Origin of the sequence: Fibrobacter sp. UWOV1 (assembly GCF_900142495.1) — a bacterium.
Lineage (GTDB): Bacteria > Fibrobacterota > Fibrobacteria > Fibrobacterales > Fibrobacteraceae > Fibrobacter.
In genome coordinates this window covers 385,405-401,871 of record NZ_FRBA01000001.1, presented here as the reverse complement: position 1 = coordinate 401,871, position 16,467 = coordinate 385,405, and the positions used below count along the sequence as shown (strand labels likewise).

Below are 16,467 nucleotides of genomic sequence, written 5' to 3'. Positions count from 1 at the left end.
GGATACTCCATGAACCGTAACATGATGATGCTGAACGACAGAACTCCCCCCAAGTACTTGCCCCGCGAAAAGATTGAAAAATTCGGGGCGGCAGCCCTCACGAACGAGGAATTGCTGGCCCTGATTCTAGGGAGCGGGAACCAGGATTGCAATGTTTTTGAACTGTCGAGGCGCCTTTCGGACTTTCTTTCGAACCAGACCCAGGTGCCCTCGCTGGCCCAAATCCGTGCAATTCGGGGGCTTGGCAAGGTAAAGGCCTCGCAGGTGCTGGCCTGCCTGGAACTTTCGAGCCGCTACATTCTGAGCGATAAATCGAACCCAATCCAGACGCCCGAAGACCTCTTGGGCAGGCTTTCGTTCCTGAAATACGAATCGCAGGAGCACTTGGTGATTGTGACGCTCAATTCGGTCAATTGCGTGATTCGGGTCCATGAACTGACCACGGGTCTTGTCAACAAGACCCCGGTCCACCCCCGCGAAGCGTTCGCCAAGGCCATCGAAGACCGCGCCGTTTCGGTCGTTTTTGCCCATAATCACCCCTCGGGCTCGCTGGAACCCAGCCAAGAAGACATGGCGATAACCCGTGTGCTCTGTGCGGCGGGGCGAGTGCTCCAAATACCCGTCTTGGACCATATTATTGTGGGCAAAGGGGGGCTTAACAGCATCTGCCGCATGGACCCCGGGATGTTCGAAAAGACGTTTTACCCCGCGTAAAACAGTTTCTTACAAAAATGTTACAAATAGCCCGTTGTGTGATATTCATTAAATTTCAAAAAAAATGCACGTTTTTGGGTTGATTTTTGGACTAATAAGTTATATTTACATTAGTTAAATCGGTAAGCCGTGTTTGGTCGGCTTTCCACTATAAGGAGATGCTATGAATAAGGTAGCGATGGGTCTTGCCCTTGCGTTGGCGGCTTCCGCTTTTGCAGGACATCCCCAGACAATCAACAAGGAAGGCTTTGTGGGTGTGAATAAGACCCAGTCTGCCCAATCCCTTGGTCATTCCAAACTTGTGTTTACCCTTTTGGGTGATGCTACTTTCGGTAACGACATGTTCCCGAATAATGATAATGGCATGGGTGCGTTGTATGAAGCCCAACCTCATTATGTAGAAAATGAACTCGGCGAAGGTGTTTATGCCCCTCTGTTGGCTAATGCCCCTGTGACGGATTTCGTAGGCGGAAGCGCTAATATCGGCTTTGCCATCGGTATCTGGCACTATTTTGACTTGGGTGTGACCCTTCCGGTTTACTATGACCAGTTTACTGCAGAAGGTCACTATCTTGATGGGCTTGGTGGCCAGGCTGTTATTCCGAACACGAAGGTCGGTTATGTGGGTAACCTCAAGATTGACTTGAAGGCTCGTTTCCCGCTGCCCGAAGACCAGGTGTTCGATATCGCCGTGTTCGGCGGTGTGACTGCCGGTACGGCCAATGCCGAAAAGCAGGGTCTCTGGATTCGTGAACCTGAATATATCAATAAGAAGAATGGCGCGGCTCTTCCGTTCGGTACCAAGAACACTACAATCAAGGGTGGCCTTGCCGTTACGATGGACGCAAGCAAGCTCGATGGTGGTGATGGCTTCCCGTTCTTGCTGCATTTGAATGGTGGTTACCGCTACACGACGAATAGCGATTATCTGTCGCTTCCGTTCATGAGTGCCGCTGCCGAAGTCTACTTCATGGATTTCATGTCGGTGTTCGTGGAATACTACTGGGATATCCAGCTGGATGATTTCGAAGCTTGCGCCGAAGTTGACGGTTCTAAGTTGTGTGGCAAGAACGGCGACGGCAAACTGGACATGAACCAGTTGACCGGTGCCTTGGTGTTCCACCTGCCGGTGGGCGTCGACCTGCACATGGGTGCTTCTTACTACCTGGGCGGCGACAAGTACATCACTGCAACGACGCTCCAATCTAGTGGACGCGAAGGTGGTGTTATGGTCGACCGCATTCGCGTGAACCCGGAATACACCGTTTACGGCGGTATCACTTGGAGTGGCTTCCTCTTGGCTCAGGACCGCGATGGCGACGGCGTGACGGATGACGAAGACAAGTGTCCGGATGACTATGGTCATCGTCTCAATCAGGGTTGCCCGCTGGGTAATCCGGATGCTGACGAAGACGGCGTTTGCGATGCCTGGGTTGCTGAAAAGGGATTTGAATCTGAATTTGCTGAAGTTTGCGAAGGCGTTGACCAGTGCCCGAACGAAGCTGGCGAAGGCGACGACGGTTGCCCGCTCGACAATCCGGACCCGGATGGTGACGGCGTTTGCGACGCCTGGGTGTCTCAGAAGAAGTTGCTCAAGAAGTTTGCCAATGTCTGCGAAGGTATCGATGATTGCCCGACCCAGGCTGGTTCTCCGGCATTCAACGGTTGCCCGACCAAGCAGCCGGACCCGGATGGTGACGGTCTCTGCTCTCCGTGGGTGACTGACGAAGGCGTCATGAATGAATTCGCCGACATCTGTAAGGGTTACGATATGTGCCCGGGTGAAGCCGGTTCTGCAGCCAACAAGGGTTGCCCATGGGATGATCCGGATGCCGATAACGACGGCCTCTGCGACCCGTGGGTGACTGAAAAGAAGATGGGCTTCTACTTCGAAAAGGCTGCTGAAGACGAAGCAATGGCTAAGGAATGGTTCATTGACAAGTCTTGTAAGGGTATCGACAAGTGCCCGACCGAATTCGGCCCGGCTAATAACGAAGGCTGCCCGCTCGGCAACCCGGATACCGACAAGGACGGCCTCTGCGATCCTTGGGTGACCGAAAAGAATATGCTCGACCAGTATGACGGTATTTGTAAGGGTGTCGATAAGTGCCCGACCGAAGCCGGCGAAGAATTTGCTCAGGGCTGCCCGATGGAAAGCCCCGACCCGGATGGCGACTCCCTCTGCTCTCCGTGGGTGACCAAGCAGAAGATGCTTGACCAGTTCAAGGAAGTATGCCACGGCTATGACCGTTGCGAACTCGAAGCCGGTCCTGAATGGAACAAGGGGTGCCCGATTGAAGACGATCCGGACCCGGATAAGGACGGCGTCTGCTCTGAATGGGTTGCAACCAAGAAACTCCAGAAGGAATTCGAAAGCGTTTGTACCGGTATCGACCGCTGCCCGGATGAACCGGGTGACGACGGCCATGGCTGCCCGAAGAAGGCTGTCGAAAAGCTCGATGGCGTGACCTTCAAGAGCGGTAAGGCTACCTTGGAATCCAACGCTAAGAAGATCCTCCAGAACGTGGCTAAGAAGCTCGTGAACGAAGACAGCTACAAGGATCTGAAGATCGTGATCCAGGGTCACACCGACAACGTGGGTAAGGAAAAGACCAACCAGAAGCTTTCCGAAAACCGCGCTAAGGAAGTGATGAAGACCCTCACCAAGGCTGGCGTGAAGAAGGATCGTATCAAGGCTATCGGTATGGGCTCTAGCTGCCCGATCGACGACAACAGCACTGCCGAAGGCCGCGAAATGAACCGCCGTATCGAAATGCACTTCGTAACGCCGGATAACGACGGTACCCAGTGCGAAAGCAACCTGGTGCAGTAATCTTCGCTAACCTTTGAATAAAGTCCCTGGCATACCGCCGGGGACTTTTTCTATCTTAATCAAAAATCTCTTCCTACTTCCTACTGTCTACTTCTAACTTCCCACTCCTCTATGACCAAACTCGACGAAATTCTCCAGTCTCTCAATGCTTCGAACCATGACCTCGTGGAAATGCTCCCTGTAAATTTGAACCACAAGATGGTGCAGAAAGCCCGTCTCGGCAAGAAGCCTGTTCCGAAACATACTCAGGACCTGATTCTGCAGGCGCTGAACAAGTATCTGTTGCAGAATGCCGTTACCGAAGACAAAAAGGTGAAACAGTACAAGCGCGTGGAAATATTCGGGGAGTGATTACAATGAGGAATGTGTAATGTGGAATGTGTGGTTATTCATTTCTCATTACACACTTCACATTTCACATTTTATTAAATTGACTGTATGCAACAATATTTAGACCTGCTCAAGGATATTTTGGAAAACGGAGTTGACCGTTCTGACCGTACGGGTACGGGAACGCGCTCCGTGTTTGGCCGCCAGTGCCGATATGACTTGTCCAAGGGATTCCCTTGCCTGACGACGAAAAAGCTTCATCTGCGCTCGATTATTCACGAACTTCTGTGGTTCCTGAAAGGCGATACCAACATCAAGTACCTGCATGACAACAAGGTGACTATTTGGGACGAATGGGCCGACGAAAACGGCGACCTGGGCCCGGTTTATGGACACCAGTGGCGCAGTTGGCCGACCCCCGATGGTGGACACATCGACCAGATCAAGAACTTGGTGAATAGTCTCAAGAACAATCCCGATTCTCGCCGCCACTTGGTGTGTGCATGGAACGTGGCCGAAGTGGACAAAATGGCCTTGCCGCCTTGCCACTGCCTGTTCCAGTTCTACGTGGGCGGTGTAGGTGCCTCCGGCAAGCGCAAGCTCAGTTGCCAGCTGTACCAGCGCAGTGCCGATACATTCCTCGGGGTGCCGTTCAATATCGCCTCTTATGCGCTTTTGACCTTGATGCTTGCACAGGTCTGCGATTATGAACCGGGCGAATTTATTCACACGTTGGGCGATACGCACCTGTACTCGAACCATTTTGAACAGGCCCGTGAACAGCTGACGCGTACTCCGCGCAAGTTGCCGACAATGAAGTTGAATCCGGCGGTCAAGGATCTTTTCGAATTCAAGTTCGAAGATTTTGAACTGGTCGATTACGACCCGTGGCCGACAATTAAGGCGCCGATTGCGGTGTAATCGAAGGAGGAGGCAAAGATATGTTGATTTCTGCAATTGTCGCGATATCTCGGAATAACGTGATCGGGCGTGACGGGCACTTGCCTTGGCATTTGTCTGCCGACCTCAAGCGTTTCAAGGCGATTACGACCGGGCATTCGATTGTGCTTGGCCGCAAGAATTACGACGATATCGGACGACCACTCCCGAACCGCACGAATTACGTGCTCACGCGCAACCCGGCTTTCGAAGCTCCGGGCTGCGTTGTCTGCGGCAATCTTTCTCAGGCTATAGAATCTGCTCGCGCCGCCCATGAAACAGAATGTTTTATTATTGGCGGCGCGGCCGTTTACCGCGAAGCCATGCCTTTAGTGCAAAAACTGTATGTGACGCGCGTGCTTGCCGACGTCGATGGCGACGTCTTGTTCCCTGAATGGGGCGATGGCTGGCACAAGATAAGCGAAGAAAAATTCGAAGCCGACGAAAAGAACGATTACCCGACAGTGTTCGAGGTGTGGGAGCGTTAATTGACAGAACCGGAAAGAATTCATAAGCAATATCTGTGGGTCACGTCGGTTTCGGCTGCCGTGTTACTTTTGCTGTTTGTCTTTTTTTTGATTGCGGTTTGTTCCAATGGAGTTGCCCCGCAAAATGTCCGCCTCGATAAAGGCTGGACCGTTACCTACAAGGGCGAAAAAACCGGAGTGGGGTCCTTGGTTAATTATACGTTCCCCAAGAAACTCATGCGTGGAGATTCGCTGATCCTGGAGAACCGGATTTCGGCAAACCAGCTTGCCCATCCGATATTCAGATTCCGGACGGTCCATAGCGCTGTCGAGGTTTTTGAAAACGGTAAAAGCGTGTATGAGTATGGCGGGGACCGCGATTTTCCGGGATGCGGTTACCATCAAGTCCACTTGAGTCATGGCGAAAATCAAAAGTTGAAATTGGTCCTTGTAAATAAAATAGACAACAGGAAAATTACTATTTCGAAATATGAACTTTTTTCAGAGGAATACGCCGTGAGCGATTATTCCTCGCGCCATATTTTTGCGCTAGTCATCGGAATATTCTTGATTCTTTTTGGCGTGCTTGCTGTTTTGGTCGGCGCCGTCATGCGGATTTACGGTGTCAATTATTTCCGCCTGTCGATGATTGGGGTCTTGTCTTTTACGTTTGGCACTTGGACAATGTGCTATACGAAGCTAATCCAGATTGTGTCTTACAATTTGACACTTAACACGACTCTTGAATATATCTGCCTTTATTTTTCGCCAATTCCGTTTACGTTGTTGCTTTGGAACATGCAGCGGACGCGTCTCAGTCAATCCAAGACTTGGGTCATGAAGTTCCTGGTGGCCTACGAGGTCGCTTACTTGGCTGTCTCTTCGGTTCTTCATTTTACTGGATTGCTGTTCTACCCGCAAATGCTGGTGTTTTTCCATGCGGTCGTATTTGCCGGATTGGTATACTTTGTTTATTCTGGCATTCCCTACAACAAAAAAATGGACGAGTCCGGAAAGATTCTTTCCCGCGGAGTCCTGTTCTTTGTGGTAATGGTGGTAGCGGACATGCTTCGCTATAATTTTGCCCGCCATCTCGCAATCGACAACCCTTTGCTGGAATCGTCCTGGATTCCGTTGGGTACGCTTGGCTTTGTGTTCTCGCTTGTTCAAAGCTATGTCGTTTATTTGGTCTACATTCTGGAAGACCGTGCCGAAAAGGGTGCGCTCGCTACGATGGCTTATCTGGATGCCTTGACGGGACTATTCAATCGAGCCAAGTGTCAGCAGATTTTTGATATTCTGGACAAGAGCTTTGGCGACTACGCCTTTGTGAGTATCGACATGAATGGCCTGAAGATGGTAAATGACAAGTATGGCCATAATGAAGGCGATAAACTCATTAAGATCTTTGCCGGCCTTTTCAAGGAGGCTTTTGCGGGAGTAGGGACCGCTATTCGTGTGGGCGGCGATGAATTCCTGGCGATTGTGCGTAGTGAGCATGTGGCCGACGTGAACGATGCCGTCAAGAAAATGGTCGACTTGCAGAAAGAACGCAGCGAAGATTTGCCGATTCCCCTCGAAGTGGCCTATGGTGTGGCTTTTAAGCATGAATTCTTGAAAAACGGCTTTAGCATGGCCGAAGAAACCCACATTGATGCCGAAAAAGTTTACCACCTGTCCGACGAGCGCATGTACGCCATGAAGGCGAAGATGAAGTCAAAACTCGCCAGGTTCTAAAGCTCACTTTTTGCATATTTTCGCGATTCTCGTGTATCTCGTTGTCAGTCTTTAATATATATTAAAGACATGCTTGACTTTAACGTGTTTTATCGTTTGGCGGCAGCTATAGGCATTGGCCTGATTATTGGCTTGCAGCGCGAACACACTTACTACGACCAGTCGGGGAGGCATCCGGCGGGGGTTCGTACGTTTACTCTTGTGGGGTTAGCGGGTGCCATGGCGGCCCTGCTTTCGGACCAGATGGGGGGTGTGACGCCTTTTGTTACCGGATTTGTTGTCGTGGGCATGCTCTTGATGGCCATGCATGTGTCTTTTGCGATTGGTCACTGTAAGCACGAAGATTCTACCGGGGGACACCTGCCCGGTGGCGACGGCATTACCACGAGTATTGCGGTGGTGATCGTGTACTTGCTCGGTGGAATTTGCTGGTACGGGCGTCTGTTGGAATCTTGCGTGATTGTGGTCGTGATTCTCTGGGTGCTTTCGGCGAAGGAGCAGTTGCATACTTTTGCGCAAAAGCTTTCTAAAGAAGATATTTTGGCGACGGTCAAGTTCGCGGTAATTTCGGCTTTGATTTTGCCGTTCTTGCCGAACCAGGCTTACGGCCCCGCGGGACTCGAAGTTTTGAACCCGCATACGATTTGGCTGTTCGTTGTATTCATTAGCGGTATCGGTTTTGTGGGCTACGTGCTCATTAAGCTTGTGGGGCCGGGCAAAGGCATTTGGCTTACGGGGCTTTTGGGTGGGCTTGCCAGCAGTACGGCTTTGACCTTGAATTTGGCCGGCCGCAGCCGCGAAAACGAGGATTACGCGTCGGATTTTACGCTTGGCATTGTGCTGAGCTGGGCGGTGATGTATGTGCGCCTGTACCTGATATGCATTTTCTTGAGTGGCGCACTTGCGAAACCGCTCGCGTTGCCGCTGTTGTTGCCGGTGGTGCCGGCGCTGGGTTATGCGCTTTACCTTAAGGTGAAGGAATTCCGCAATCACCAGCAGAAATCGGCTGATTTTACGAACCCCTTCAAGCTTTTACCCGCCATCAAGTTCGGCGTCATCTTTACTTGTGTGATGTTCGTGGCCAATGCGGCTCGCGTTTACCTGGGTGCAGGCGCGCTGCTTGCTTGCAGTTTTTTGGGTGGTGCTGCTGAAATGGATGCGGTGGCGTTCTCGGTGATTGACATGAACTTGAAGGCCGGTCTCCCGGTGCGCGAACTGGTGCTGGCGTTGTTGTTTGCAAGCCTCGCCAATACAATCACGAAGGGTGGCTTGGTGTTTTTCTTGGGCGCGAAGTCGATGCGTCGTCCGATATTGCCTGCGGTGGTGCTGATTTGCCTAGTGACGGCCGGCTTGATCGGGTATTACGCGGTCTTATAAAAAAGGATAGGGTATGGGTGAAAAATTGATTCACGCTTTGACGGTAGCGGGTTTTGACGGCTCTGCCGGGGCGGGCTTTATTTCTGATATCAAGACGATGGCGCATTTTGGTGTGTACGGCCAGGCTGTCTGCACGGCGCTCACGCAACAGAACGAAGAAGAATTCGTGGCGCCAGGCTGGGTCATTTGGGACCGCATCGAGGCGCAACTCGAAACGCTCTTTAAAAAGCATAAGTTCAAGTACGTGAAAATCGGGCTTGTGGAAAAGGCCCGCACCTTAAAGCGCATTGTGGAATTTGTCCGTGAAAAGTCGCCGGATGCATTCATTGTGTGGGACCCGATTGCAAGTGCTTCGGCGGGTTTTCACTTTATGCGCGATGCCGAAAAATTCTTGCCGATTATGAAGTCTATTGACTTGGTGACGCCGAACCAAGATGAATTTGCCTACTTGGGCCTGGGGCTTGCGGAATCCCGCGGACAGATTAAGATGGGCCGCGACTTTGCCGTACTCTTGAAAGGTGGCCATGCCCGCGGCAAGGAATCGATCGATACCTTGTGGTATAATGAAGAACAGTTCAAGTTTATTAGCCCGCGGCTCCCCGGCAAAGGCAAGCACGGCACCGGCTGCGTGCTCAGCTCTGCAATCCTTGCAAACATCGCCCTCGGTAAGGACGTTCCTACCGCCTGCGAAATTGCCAAGCAGTACATGAACGAATACCTGCAAAGCGGGGAAGGAAGGCTCGGGTTCTTGGTGTAGGCGAGATTCTTTTAAGGTGCCACACGGATTGGGAAAAGCTAACGTTTTTCTATCTTTTGATATGAGTTACATTTTATGGGGTTAGTATTTATGAGAATTTTTTTAATAGCGTTATTTTTGGTTGCTTTTGGATTTGTTGCTTGCGATGATTCCAGTACGAGTTCTACGGAACAAAATGCTGATACAGAACAAGTATCATCTTCATCTGTCAATTTGACCGTTGAACAAGAATCTTCTTCTAGTGTCGTTCCAAATGACACGAAGCAATCTAGTTCTAGCGAAAAAGATGTAGAGGTTAAATCGTCTTCATCGATCAACTCGGCTGTAGAACCGGAATCTTCGGCGGAAGGTGAGAATAATTCATCTTCTAGCAGTTTAGTCAATCTCGATGGCTGGATTTGGGACAAGGAAACATATCTGAATCCCGAAATTAATTACGGCACCATGATGGACGAGCGTGACGGTAAAATCTATAAGACAGTAAAGATTGGCGACCAAACCTGGATGGCGGAAAATCTGAATTATTCCGATAGTGTAAAAACTCCGAGCCTCAAGGGCAAAAGTTGGTGTTACAAAAATGATGAGAAATATTGCGATGTTGCTGGGCGCCTCTATACCTGGGCTGCTGCAATCGATTCGGTAAAGTTTGCGAACGATGATGATAACCCGCGCGATTGTGGCAATGGTGAAAAGTGTATCTTTTCTGACACGGTGCACGGAATTTGTCCGCCGGGCTGGCATTTACCGGATACAACGGAGTGGGTTGCTCTGTTCATGGCTGTGGGCGGGCAATCTACGGATCATCCTGGGGAATCCACGGCGGGCTATATTATCAAGACTCAGAGGGGCTGGAACGATTATAAGGGAATTTCCGGCAACGGCTCTGATGCATTTGGTTTCTCCGCATTGCCTGCTGGCCACGGGGATGTTGGCTCCAACAAAGTTTACTTTTACGATTATGGTTGTTACACCGATTTTTGGGGGGCCTATGATTACGGAGGTTCTCTCGCCTATCGCATTGCCTTGAGTTTCGCAGCGCCCGATATTGCGTATCTAGGCCACGGCACTAAGCGGCTCGCTTTTTCTGTCCGTTGTGTAAAGGACTAGTGAGACGGATGTCGAACGGTCATGTAAGAGCGAGACGAACTTATACTCATAGAGCATAACTCAACTAAGAAACTGAGGTTTCAAGTTTCGTATATCTCTGGAGCCGTGGTCTGTTTTCTCGGATTGGAGAGGAGGTCCCGGGTCAAGCCCGGGAAGACAATTAAAAAAGGCACTCGGTTGAGTGCCTTAAATTTTTTATGAAGTAAGTATTAGTCTTCTTCGGCAGGGCGCTTGGAGAGCTGCTTACGCTTGATCGGGTCGAGCTCGGTCTTGCGGAGGCGCAGCACTTCCGGCGTGACTTCGATGCATTCGTCTTCGTTGATGAAGGTGACGCATTCTTCCAGAGTCAGGCGGCGGTACGGAGTCAGCTGAATCATGTCGTCGGCAGACTTGGAACGCATGTTGGTAAGGTGCTTACCCTTCGTGACGTTCACGATAATGTCGACGTCGCGGTTGTGTTCACCCACGATCATGCCCGGATAAACTTCGGCACCCGGTCCGATGATGAGGTAGCCGCGGTCTTCCAAGTTGGAAAGGGCATAGCTTGCGGCTTCGCCCGGTTCCTTCGCAATGAGCACGCCGTTTACGCGGGCCGGAATTTCGCCCTTGTACGGTTCGTAGTCCTTGAAGATGGACTGGCTGACGGCATAACCCTTGGAAAGGGAAAGGAGCTTCGGACGGATACCGATAAGGCCACGGCTCGGAACGAGGTATTCGAGAGTGACGCGGTCATTTTCGTCGGTGGTCATGTTGACCATTTCGCCCTTACGGGTGTTGATTTCCTGAATGCAGGCGCCGCTGAATTCGTTCGGCACTTCGACCTTGAATTCTTCGATCGGTTCGAGGAGCTTGCCGTTTTCGTCGGTCTTGAAGATCACCTGTGGAGAACCGATGGTGAATTCATAGAGTTCACGACGCATGTTTTCGACGAGGATGGTGAGGTGGAGAATGCCACGGCCGGACACCTTGAAGGTGGAGGCGCCGTCGACCTTTTCGACCAAGAGGGCGGGGTCTGCCATGTGGGCGCGTTCCAGACGTTCCTGGAGCTGGTTACCCGTCATGAACTTTCCACCGTACTTACCGGCCAGGGGCGAGGTGTTCACGGTGAAGAGCATGGAGATGGTCGGCGGGTCAATGTGAATGCGGGGAAGGTGCACCGGATTGCTCGTCGAAGAAAGGGTATCACCGATGTCGAAGTTGTCGAGACCGGCAATCAAGATGATGTCGCCCGGACCGGCTTCTTCGATCGGCTGCGGGGTCAGGCCTTCGTAGCGCAGAATCTTCTGGATACGGATGTTCTTCACCTTGCCGTCGCTCGTAGCCTGGGCAACGGTCATGTTCGGCTTGAAGGTTCCCTGCTGCACGCGGCCCACGGCCAAGCGGCCAAGGAAGCCCGAGTATTCAAGCGATGCAATCTGCAGAAGCGGTTCTGCAGCCGGATCGCCCTTCGGGGCCGGGATGCGTTCGATAATCTTGTCCATCAAAATGTGGAAGTCGCCATCCGGGTCTTCCATTTCGGCCTTGCAGATGCCCTTACGGCCGGAACCGAACACCTTGTCGAAGTCGAGCTGCTGTTCGTTGGCGTCGAGTTCGCAGAACAAGTCGAACACCTTGTCCAACGCGGCGTGCGGGTTGCAGCCGTCACGGTCGATCTTGTTCACGACCACGATAGGAATAAGTCCCATTTCAAGGGCCTTCTGGGTCACAAAACGGGTCTGAGCCATGGGGCCTTCGAAGGCGTCCACCACCAGAATCACACCGTCCACCGTACCCAGAACGCGTTCCACCTGGCCGCCGAAGTCGGCGTGCCCCGGGGTATCGACGATGTTTACGCGATAGCCCTTGTACATGACGCTCGTGTTCTTGGAAAGGATGGTGATGCCGCGTTCGCGTTCCAGGTTGTCGCTATCCATCACGCGTTCGTTGACTTCCTCGTTTTCGTGGAATGTTCCGCATTGCTTGAGGAGCTGGTCCACCAGGGTAGTTTTACCGTGGTCAACGTGGGCGATAATGGCGACGTTTCTGATTTTAGATGTATCCATAATGGCTCTTTTGATTGACGTTTATTTTTGCGCGCAAATTTAGAAATTCTAGCCGATTATGGCAATGTTTTGGGGGCAAGTTTACTATATTTGGGCTACTATGGCAAAAGAACTCGACAATTTTGACGATGAAGAAATGGACGAAGCCGCCCTCGAGAAGTTCGATTCCGAGGACTCCCTTGCCCAGCCCCCCCAGGTTCGCGACTATAGCGACCGCCGTATCCTGATTTGGGAAGAAGACGATTCCCATCGCGACGCTTGCCTGACCGTGCTGACCGACCTTCTGGTGGGTGCAACCATCAAGGCTGTAAAAACCGAGGCCGAAGCCCAGGAACAGCTCGAAAATGACGACTGGGATACTTTCGTTGTCGATTTCTACACCGAAGGCGTTTCTTCCAGCGACTTCATCAAGAGCGCAAACAACTATCCGGGCTCCATTCTGGTGGCCCTGAACATGGGTCCGCTGACTCTTGCCGAGGAACGCGATCCAGCCCGCACAGAATTACTGCGCAGGCTGTTTGACGTTGAACGCGCTAATACGCAGATTCACGCCTAGTTTATGAGCTGAGCTCATAAACTAATTCGGAATTAGGAGTTCGGAATTCGGAGTTGATTTCCTGAATTAAAATTCTGAAATCAGAATTCTGAAATCCGAAGTTACGTTTAATCGCAGAATGTCACTACGCCCGGAGTGGGGGCCGCAAGGCACCACGACGAGGAATCTGAACGCATGTTCCAGTGGTCAACATTCAGTTGGCCACTTTGATTGTATTTACCTGAGCCTACCGCGGGCACCACATTGGAATGCAGCGAGTCGGGGGCGCTTGCATAATACAGGGAGTCAAGCGTTTCGCCGTCGCACTGCAGTACGACGGCGCCCTTGCTGTTGGACATGGCGCTCCAGCCATCGGTATTGATGTGGAGGGCGGGCGTGTTTTCGGAGGCGGCATCGCCTAACACGAGCACCTGGCCGGGCAAGATTTCGCTGGCGGTGAGGGCGTAGCGCTTGACGCTGGTGGCACTCCCGAGACCAAGCGTGCAATCGTCGAGGATAAGCGTGTCGATGCTTCCGTTGTAGATTTCAACGAATTCATACTGCGTGCTATCCTTGGCGTTGGGCGCTGCGTAGTATTCCGTAATCAGCAAGTCGTCGACCTTGGGTTTGCGGAAAGCGGCGCGGAGGGCAAGCGTGATGGACACATTGCGCTCGTCGGCGGGCTTTACGGAGACTGCGATTTTACTGCGCAACGAGTTCAGCGAGAGGTCGGGCACCGGGCTGTCTTCGGTGAGCAGGAACCTGTCGCTCAAGTCGTAGATGGCGTTGCCGTCTGCATCGAACAGGGAAATCTGTACTTCGTATTCGACACCGAGCTTGAGCATGCCGCTCTTGAAGAGGAGCTTGCCCGTGGATTCCTCCATGGGGATTTCGTAACGTTCGTCTTCGGAAACAAGAGTCATGGTACCGCTTTCGATACCGCTTTCGTTCCTGAGGCCGATAGGCACTTCAACCACCACGAAGCCCACAATGGGGTGCATCTGGATCGGAATGTCTGCGATGGCGCCTGCTTCCAACTTAGTCGAGAGTTCGCCCATTTGCATGAGCGCACCGTTCGCATAAATCTTGGCCTTGAACGTCCAGTTGTCGCTGGGGAACAAGTCCATGCTGAAGAGGCCGCTGTCGGCAGAATGCACGTAGTGCAAGGTGTCTGCGCCGTAACAGTCCAGCACCAGGCTGTCCAAGAGGGGCGGCGTGTTGTACTGCAGGCGGAGCGCGACCGATGCCGTGCCCGACTTGCTGATGGTGGCGCTGGTTTCGTGGGTGTCGCTGCTGCAGTTCCAGAGGGCGAGAGCGCACAGGAATGCGGTAGCGATGTTTGCGTGTTTCGTTTTGATAGGACTCATAATACCTCCATTTGGTTGAGTGGTCCTATTTACTAACACGCCATTTTGGGCAAAAGTGTCTGATTTAACCCCTGTTTTTTAGGGAATTTTATTGTAAAATTTTGTTAACCACAATTGCGGGGGTGGAACGAAGTGCTGGAAACCCTAGAGCTTTAGCGCTTTCTGGCCGTTTTGCTTGCGGTTTCCTTGCAGCTTGGTGGCGCAGGCTTTGTCTTGGCGCAAAATCTTCACGAGCGCACTCGGGGTCAGGTTGAATGCGGCTGCCGCGGCCTTTGTGTCGCCGTTCTTGGTGGCCATAATATCGAATACGTGGGCTACGAACAACGGAAACAAGGGATTGGAAGGTTGGAGGTGACCGTTGCTCCCCGGAAAGGGCATTTCGGGATTTGCGGGTGTTTCGCGGACTTGCAGGGCGAGAGCCATTTGCATTCGGTGTAGCGCATGGACCTTGTTTTCGTGAGCACTCCTGCCTTCGCACGATTTAATTTCTAAATTGAACTCACGTAAACCGAGCAGAACGCCCGTGTTGGTCTTGTTGCGGTGTTGACCGCCGGGGCCTGATCCCTGGAACCCCTTGAGGGTGCAGGCACGGAGCAGTTCGTCCAGAGTCATTTTTAAATAGGTATCGCGATGCATACTATTAAAAATAAAATTGTTATGGCCCTTGCGATTGGGGCATGCGTATTCTTTTCGGCTTGTGCAGGCTCTTCAAAAGACGATGCCGGCCTCGATGCACCGGCCAACGTGAAAAACGAGAAGGTAGTGGTTCAGGAATCTGACAAGCAGGCCATGCTCGAATCCATGTTCAAGAATTTCTTGGTTGCCATTCGTGAAGACACGCCTGCCGACGACCTTTACGCCATGTTGACGGATTCTTCGGAATACTGGCTTGACACTCTGGAACGCCACGCCATGACTTACGGCCCCGCCGAACTCGATACCTGCCAGTTCTACGAGATTTATTCCATTCTGCTTTACCGCCTTTACGAACGCGAACACCTGTGGCAGGTTCCCGAAGACCGCATGCTTTGGCTCTACATGTCCAAGGCGGGAATCATTCATAACTTTACCAAGCTGAAACTGGGCCCCATGAAAATCAAGAACGACCGCGGAAGCATTGGCCTGCAACAGAGCCCCGAAGTGCCGATCATGATTTTTGAATGGGACGACAAGTCCTGGAAACTCGACCTGGTCGAAACGGTTCCCCTGATTACGAAGGGTATCGAAGCTACTGCAGTCAAGAAGAGCTGGAGTAACAAGAAACTGGCTCTCTACTGGCTCGACCGCGAATACCACATGACGTATTCGAGACTCGATGATTCCCTTTGCGAACCCATTGGCTTCTAGTGGTGGGAAATCTAGTGCTGAATATAAACTTTTCGAAGATCGTCCTTGTTGCATTAATTTGTTTGAACTCCGCGCTTTGGGCCGCTCCCAAGGGTAAGCCCTATACGGCGGGCTCTGCCAAGGTAATCGGCGCAGTAGAATCGAAGACCGCTTTTAGTGGCGAACGCCTTTTTGCAACGCTCGATTCCGTGGGCGGTACGGGTACCTGGATGGAATGGGACGTGAATGGTGAGAAAGATCCCTCGCTTATGGGAATTCTGGACCCCATGCTCAAGGGGACGAACAAGCCCGAAATGGTGTGGGTGATTACCGAACGCCCAAAACCGTTGGTTGCCGTGTTGCTGCCCAAGGGAAAAGGCGAAACAATCCTGTTCTATGAATTGCCTTCGCTCGATGCAAAGCCGGTGCCGCTTTCGATTAATCCTGTGCTTCACCCCGAGGTGGTTTTCCGCGACTATAGGCAGGTTTCGGACAAGGAATATGTCCACCGCGATAAGGATAACCTGAAGGTGAAACTTTTGCCGTCGGGCATGCTCTTTACTTACGAAAAGAAGGGCGAAGATCCGTTGTACATGGTGGCTGATTACGCGACCAAGGACCCTGCCGAAAAGAATTCGATTTTGACCGATTACGAGGACTACTTCAAGTACGAATATTCGCTGATGCTCAGGGCCTTTGTGCAGTCGGTCAGGGGAGTGTTCAATTGGCAGCCGTGGCACTGGTATATGCCGGCCTGGAACGCCAAATTCATGATCAAGCGCGCCGAGCTTGAATCTATCCTTGTGCGCGGCGTGGCGCCCTCGTTCTTTAGACTTTTCAAGGCGACAACGCCTGCCGGAGAATCGATTGAATTCCGAACGAATGGAAATGGCTATTCGGAATTAGAAATTCGCAAGTGATCTATAATCAGGGCTT

General features: G+C 51.9%; 15 protein-coding genes. 12 read left to right on the top strand and 3 right to left on the bottom strand.

Annotation, left to right across the window (positions count from 1 at the left end; translation table 11 throughout):
* Window positions 1–9: 9 nt before the first annotated feature.
* The 9 genes from radC to BUC02_RS15790 all read left to right on the top strand — a co-directional run bounded on the left by radC (window position 10) and on the right by BUC02_RS15790 (window position 10,261).
* On the top strand, window positions 10–714 hold the full coding sequence (gene radC / locus BUC02_RS01720; RefSeq protein ID WP_233144339.1) for a RadC family protein: 705 nt from the start codon (window positions 10–12) through the stop codon (window positions 712–714).
* Window positions 715–877: 163 nt separating this feature from the next.
* Window positions 878–3,547: an OmpA family protein gene (locus tag BUC02_RS01715; protein WP_139260967.1), complete on the top strand. Its 2,670-nt coding sequence runs from the start codon at window positions 878–880 to the stop codon at window positions 3,545–3,547.
* Between the two features lie 111 nt (window positions 3,548–3,658).
* Window positions 3,659–3,898, top strand: a complete 240-nt coding sequence (locus BUC02_RS01710) for a hypothetical protein (RefSeq protein WP_073317782.1) — start codon at window positions 3,659–3,661, stop codon at window positions 3,896–3,898.
* Window positions 3,899–3,985: 87 nt separating this feature from the next.
* Window positions 3,986–4,798, top strand: coding sequence for a thymidylate synthase (locus BUC02_RS01705; RefSeq protein WP_073317779.1), 813 nt, complete (start codon window positions 3,986–3,988; stop codon window positions 4,796–4,798).
* A gap of 20 nt (window positions 4,799–4,818) precedes the next feature.
* Entirely contained in the window at window positions 4,819–5,304 is a 486-nt protein-coding gene (locus BUC02_RS01700) for a dihydrofolate reductase (RefSeq protein WP_073317776.1), read from the top strand.
* Window positions 5,305–7,020, top strand: a complete 1,716-nt coding sequence (locus BUC02_RS01695) for a sensor domain-containing diguanylate cyclase (RefSeq protein ID WP_073317773.1) — start codon at window positions 5,305–5,307, stop codon at window positions 7,018–7,020. It begins immediately after the preceding gene.
* A gap of 69 nt (window positions 7,021–7,089) precedes the next feature.
* A complete protein-coding gene (locus BUC02_RS01690) occupies window positions 7,090–8,397 on the top strand; it encodes an MgtC/SapB family protein (protein ID WP_073317770.1) in 1,308 nt (435 codons plus the stop codon).
* 13 nt (window positions 8,398–8,410) lie between these two features.
* Window positions 8,411–9,154, top strand: coding sequence for a hydroxymethylpyrimidine/phosphomethylpyrimidine kinase (locus BUC02_RS01685; protein ID WP_073317767.1), 744 nt, complete (start codon window positions 8,411–8,413; stop codon window positions 9,152–9,154).
* 90 nt (window positions 9,155–9,244) lie between these two features.
* Window positions 9,245–10,261: a fibrobacter succinogenes major paralogous domain-containing protein gene (locus BUC02_RS15790; protein WP_254794054.1), complete on the top strand. Its 1,017-nt coding sequence runs from the start codon at window positions 9,245–9,247 to the stop codon at window positions 10,259–10,261.
* Between the two features lie 209 nt (window positions 10,262–10,470).
* Here BUC02_RS15790 and typA read toward each other — a convergent pair whose 3' ends face one another.
* Entirely contained in the window at window positions 10,471–12,303 is a 1,833-nt protein-coding gene (typA, locus tag BUC02_RS01675) for a translational GTPase TypA (protein ID WP_073317761.1), read from the bottom strand.
* 100 nt (window positions 12,304–12,403) lie between these two features.
* Between typA and BUC02_RS01670 the strand changes: the two genes are divergently transcribed.
* Window positions 12,404–12,859: a hypothetical protein gene (locus tag BUC02_RS01670; protein ID WP_088657420.1), complete on the top strand. Its 456-nt coding sequence runs from the start codon at window positions 12,404–12,406 to the stop codon at window positions 12,857–12,859.
* Window positions 12,860–12,966: 107 nt separating this feature from the next.
* Here BUC02_RS01670 and BUC02_RS01665 read toward each other — a convergent pair whose 3' ends face one another.
* Window positions 12,967–14,205, bottom strand: a complete 1,239-nt coding sequence (locus BUC02_RS01665) for a lamin tail domain-containing protein (protein WP_073317755.1) — start codon at window positions 14,203–14,205, stop codon at window positions 12,967–12,969.
* A gap of 144 nt (window positions 14,206–14,349) precedes the next feature.
* Window positions 14,350–14,841: a peptide chain release factor family protein gene (locus BUC02_RS01660; protein WP_073317752.1), complete on the bottom strand. Its 492-nt coding sequence runs from the start codon at window positions 14,839–14,841 to the stop codon at window positions 14,350–14,352.
* A gap of 21 nt (window positions 14,842–14,862) precedes the next feature.
* On the opposite strand from BUC02_RS01660, the gene BUC02_RS01655 reads away from it, so the two are divergent.
* Complete coding sequence (locus BUC02_RS01655; RefSeq protein ID WP_254794053.1) at window positions 14,863–15,552, top strand: hypothetical protein; 690 nt, start codon at window positions 14,863–14,865, stop codon at window positions 15,550–15,552.
* Window positions 15,553–15,614: 62 nt separating this feature from the next.
* Complete coding sequence (locus BUC02_RS01650) at window positions 15,615–16,451, top strand: hypothetical protein (RefSeq protein WP_139260965.1); 837 nt, start codon at window positions 15,615–15,617, stop codon at window positions 16,449–16,451.
* Window positions 16,452–16,467: the final 16 nt, after the last annotated feature.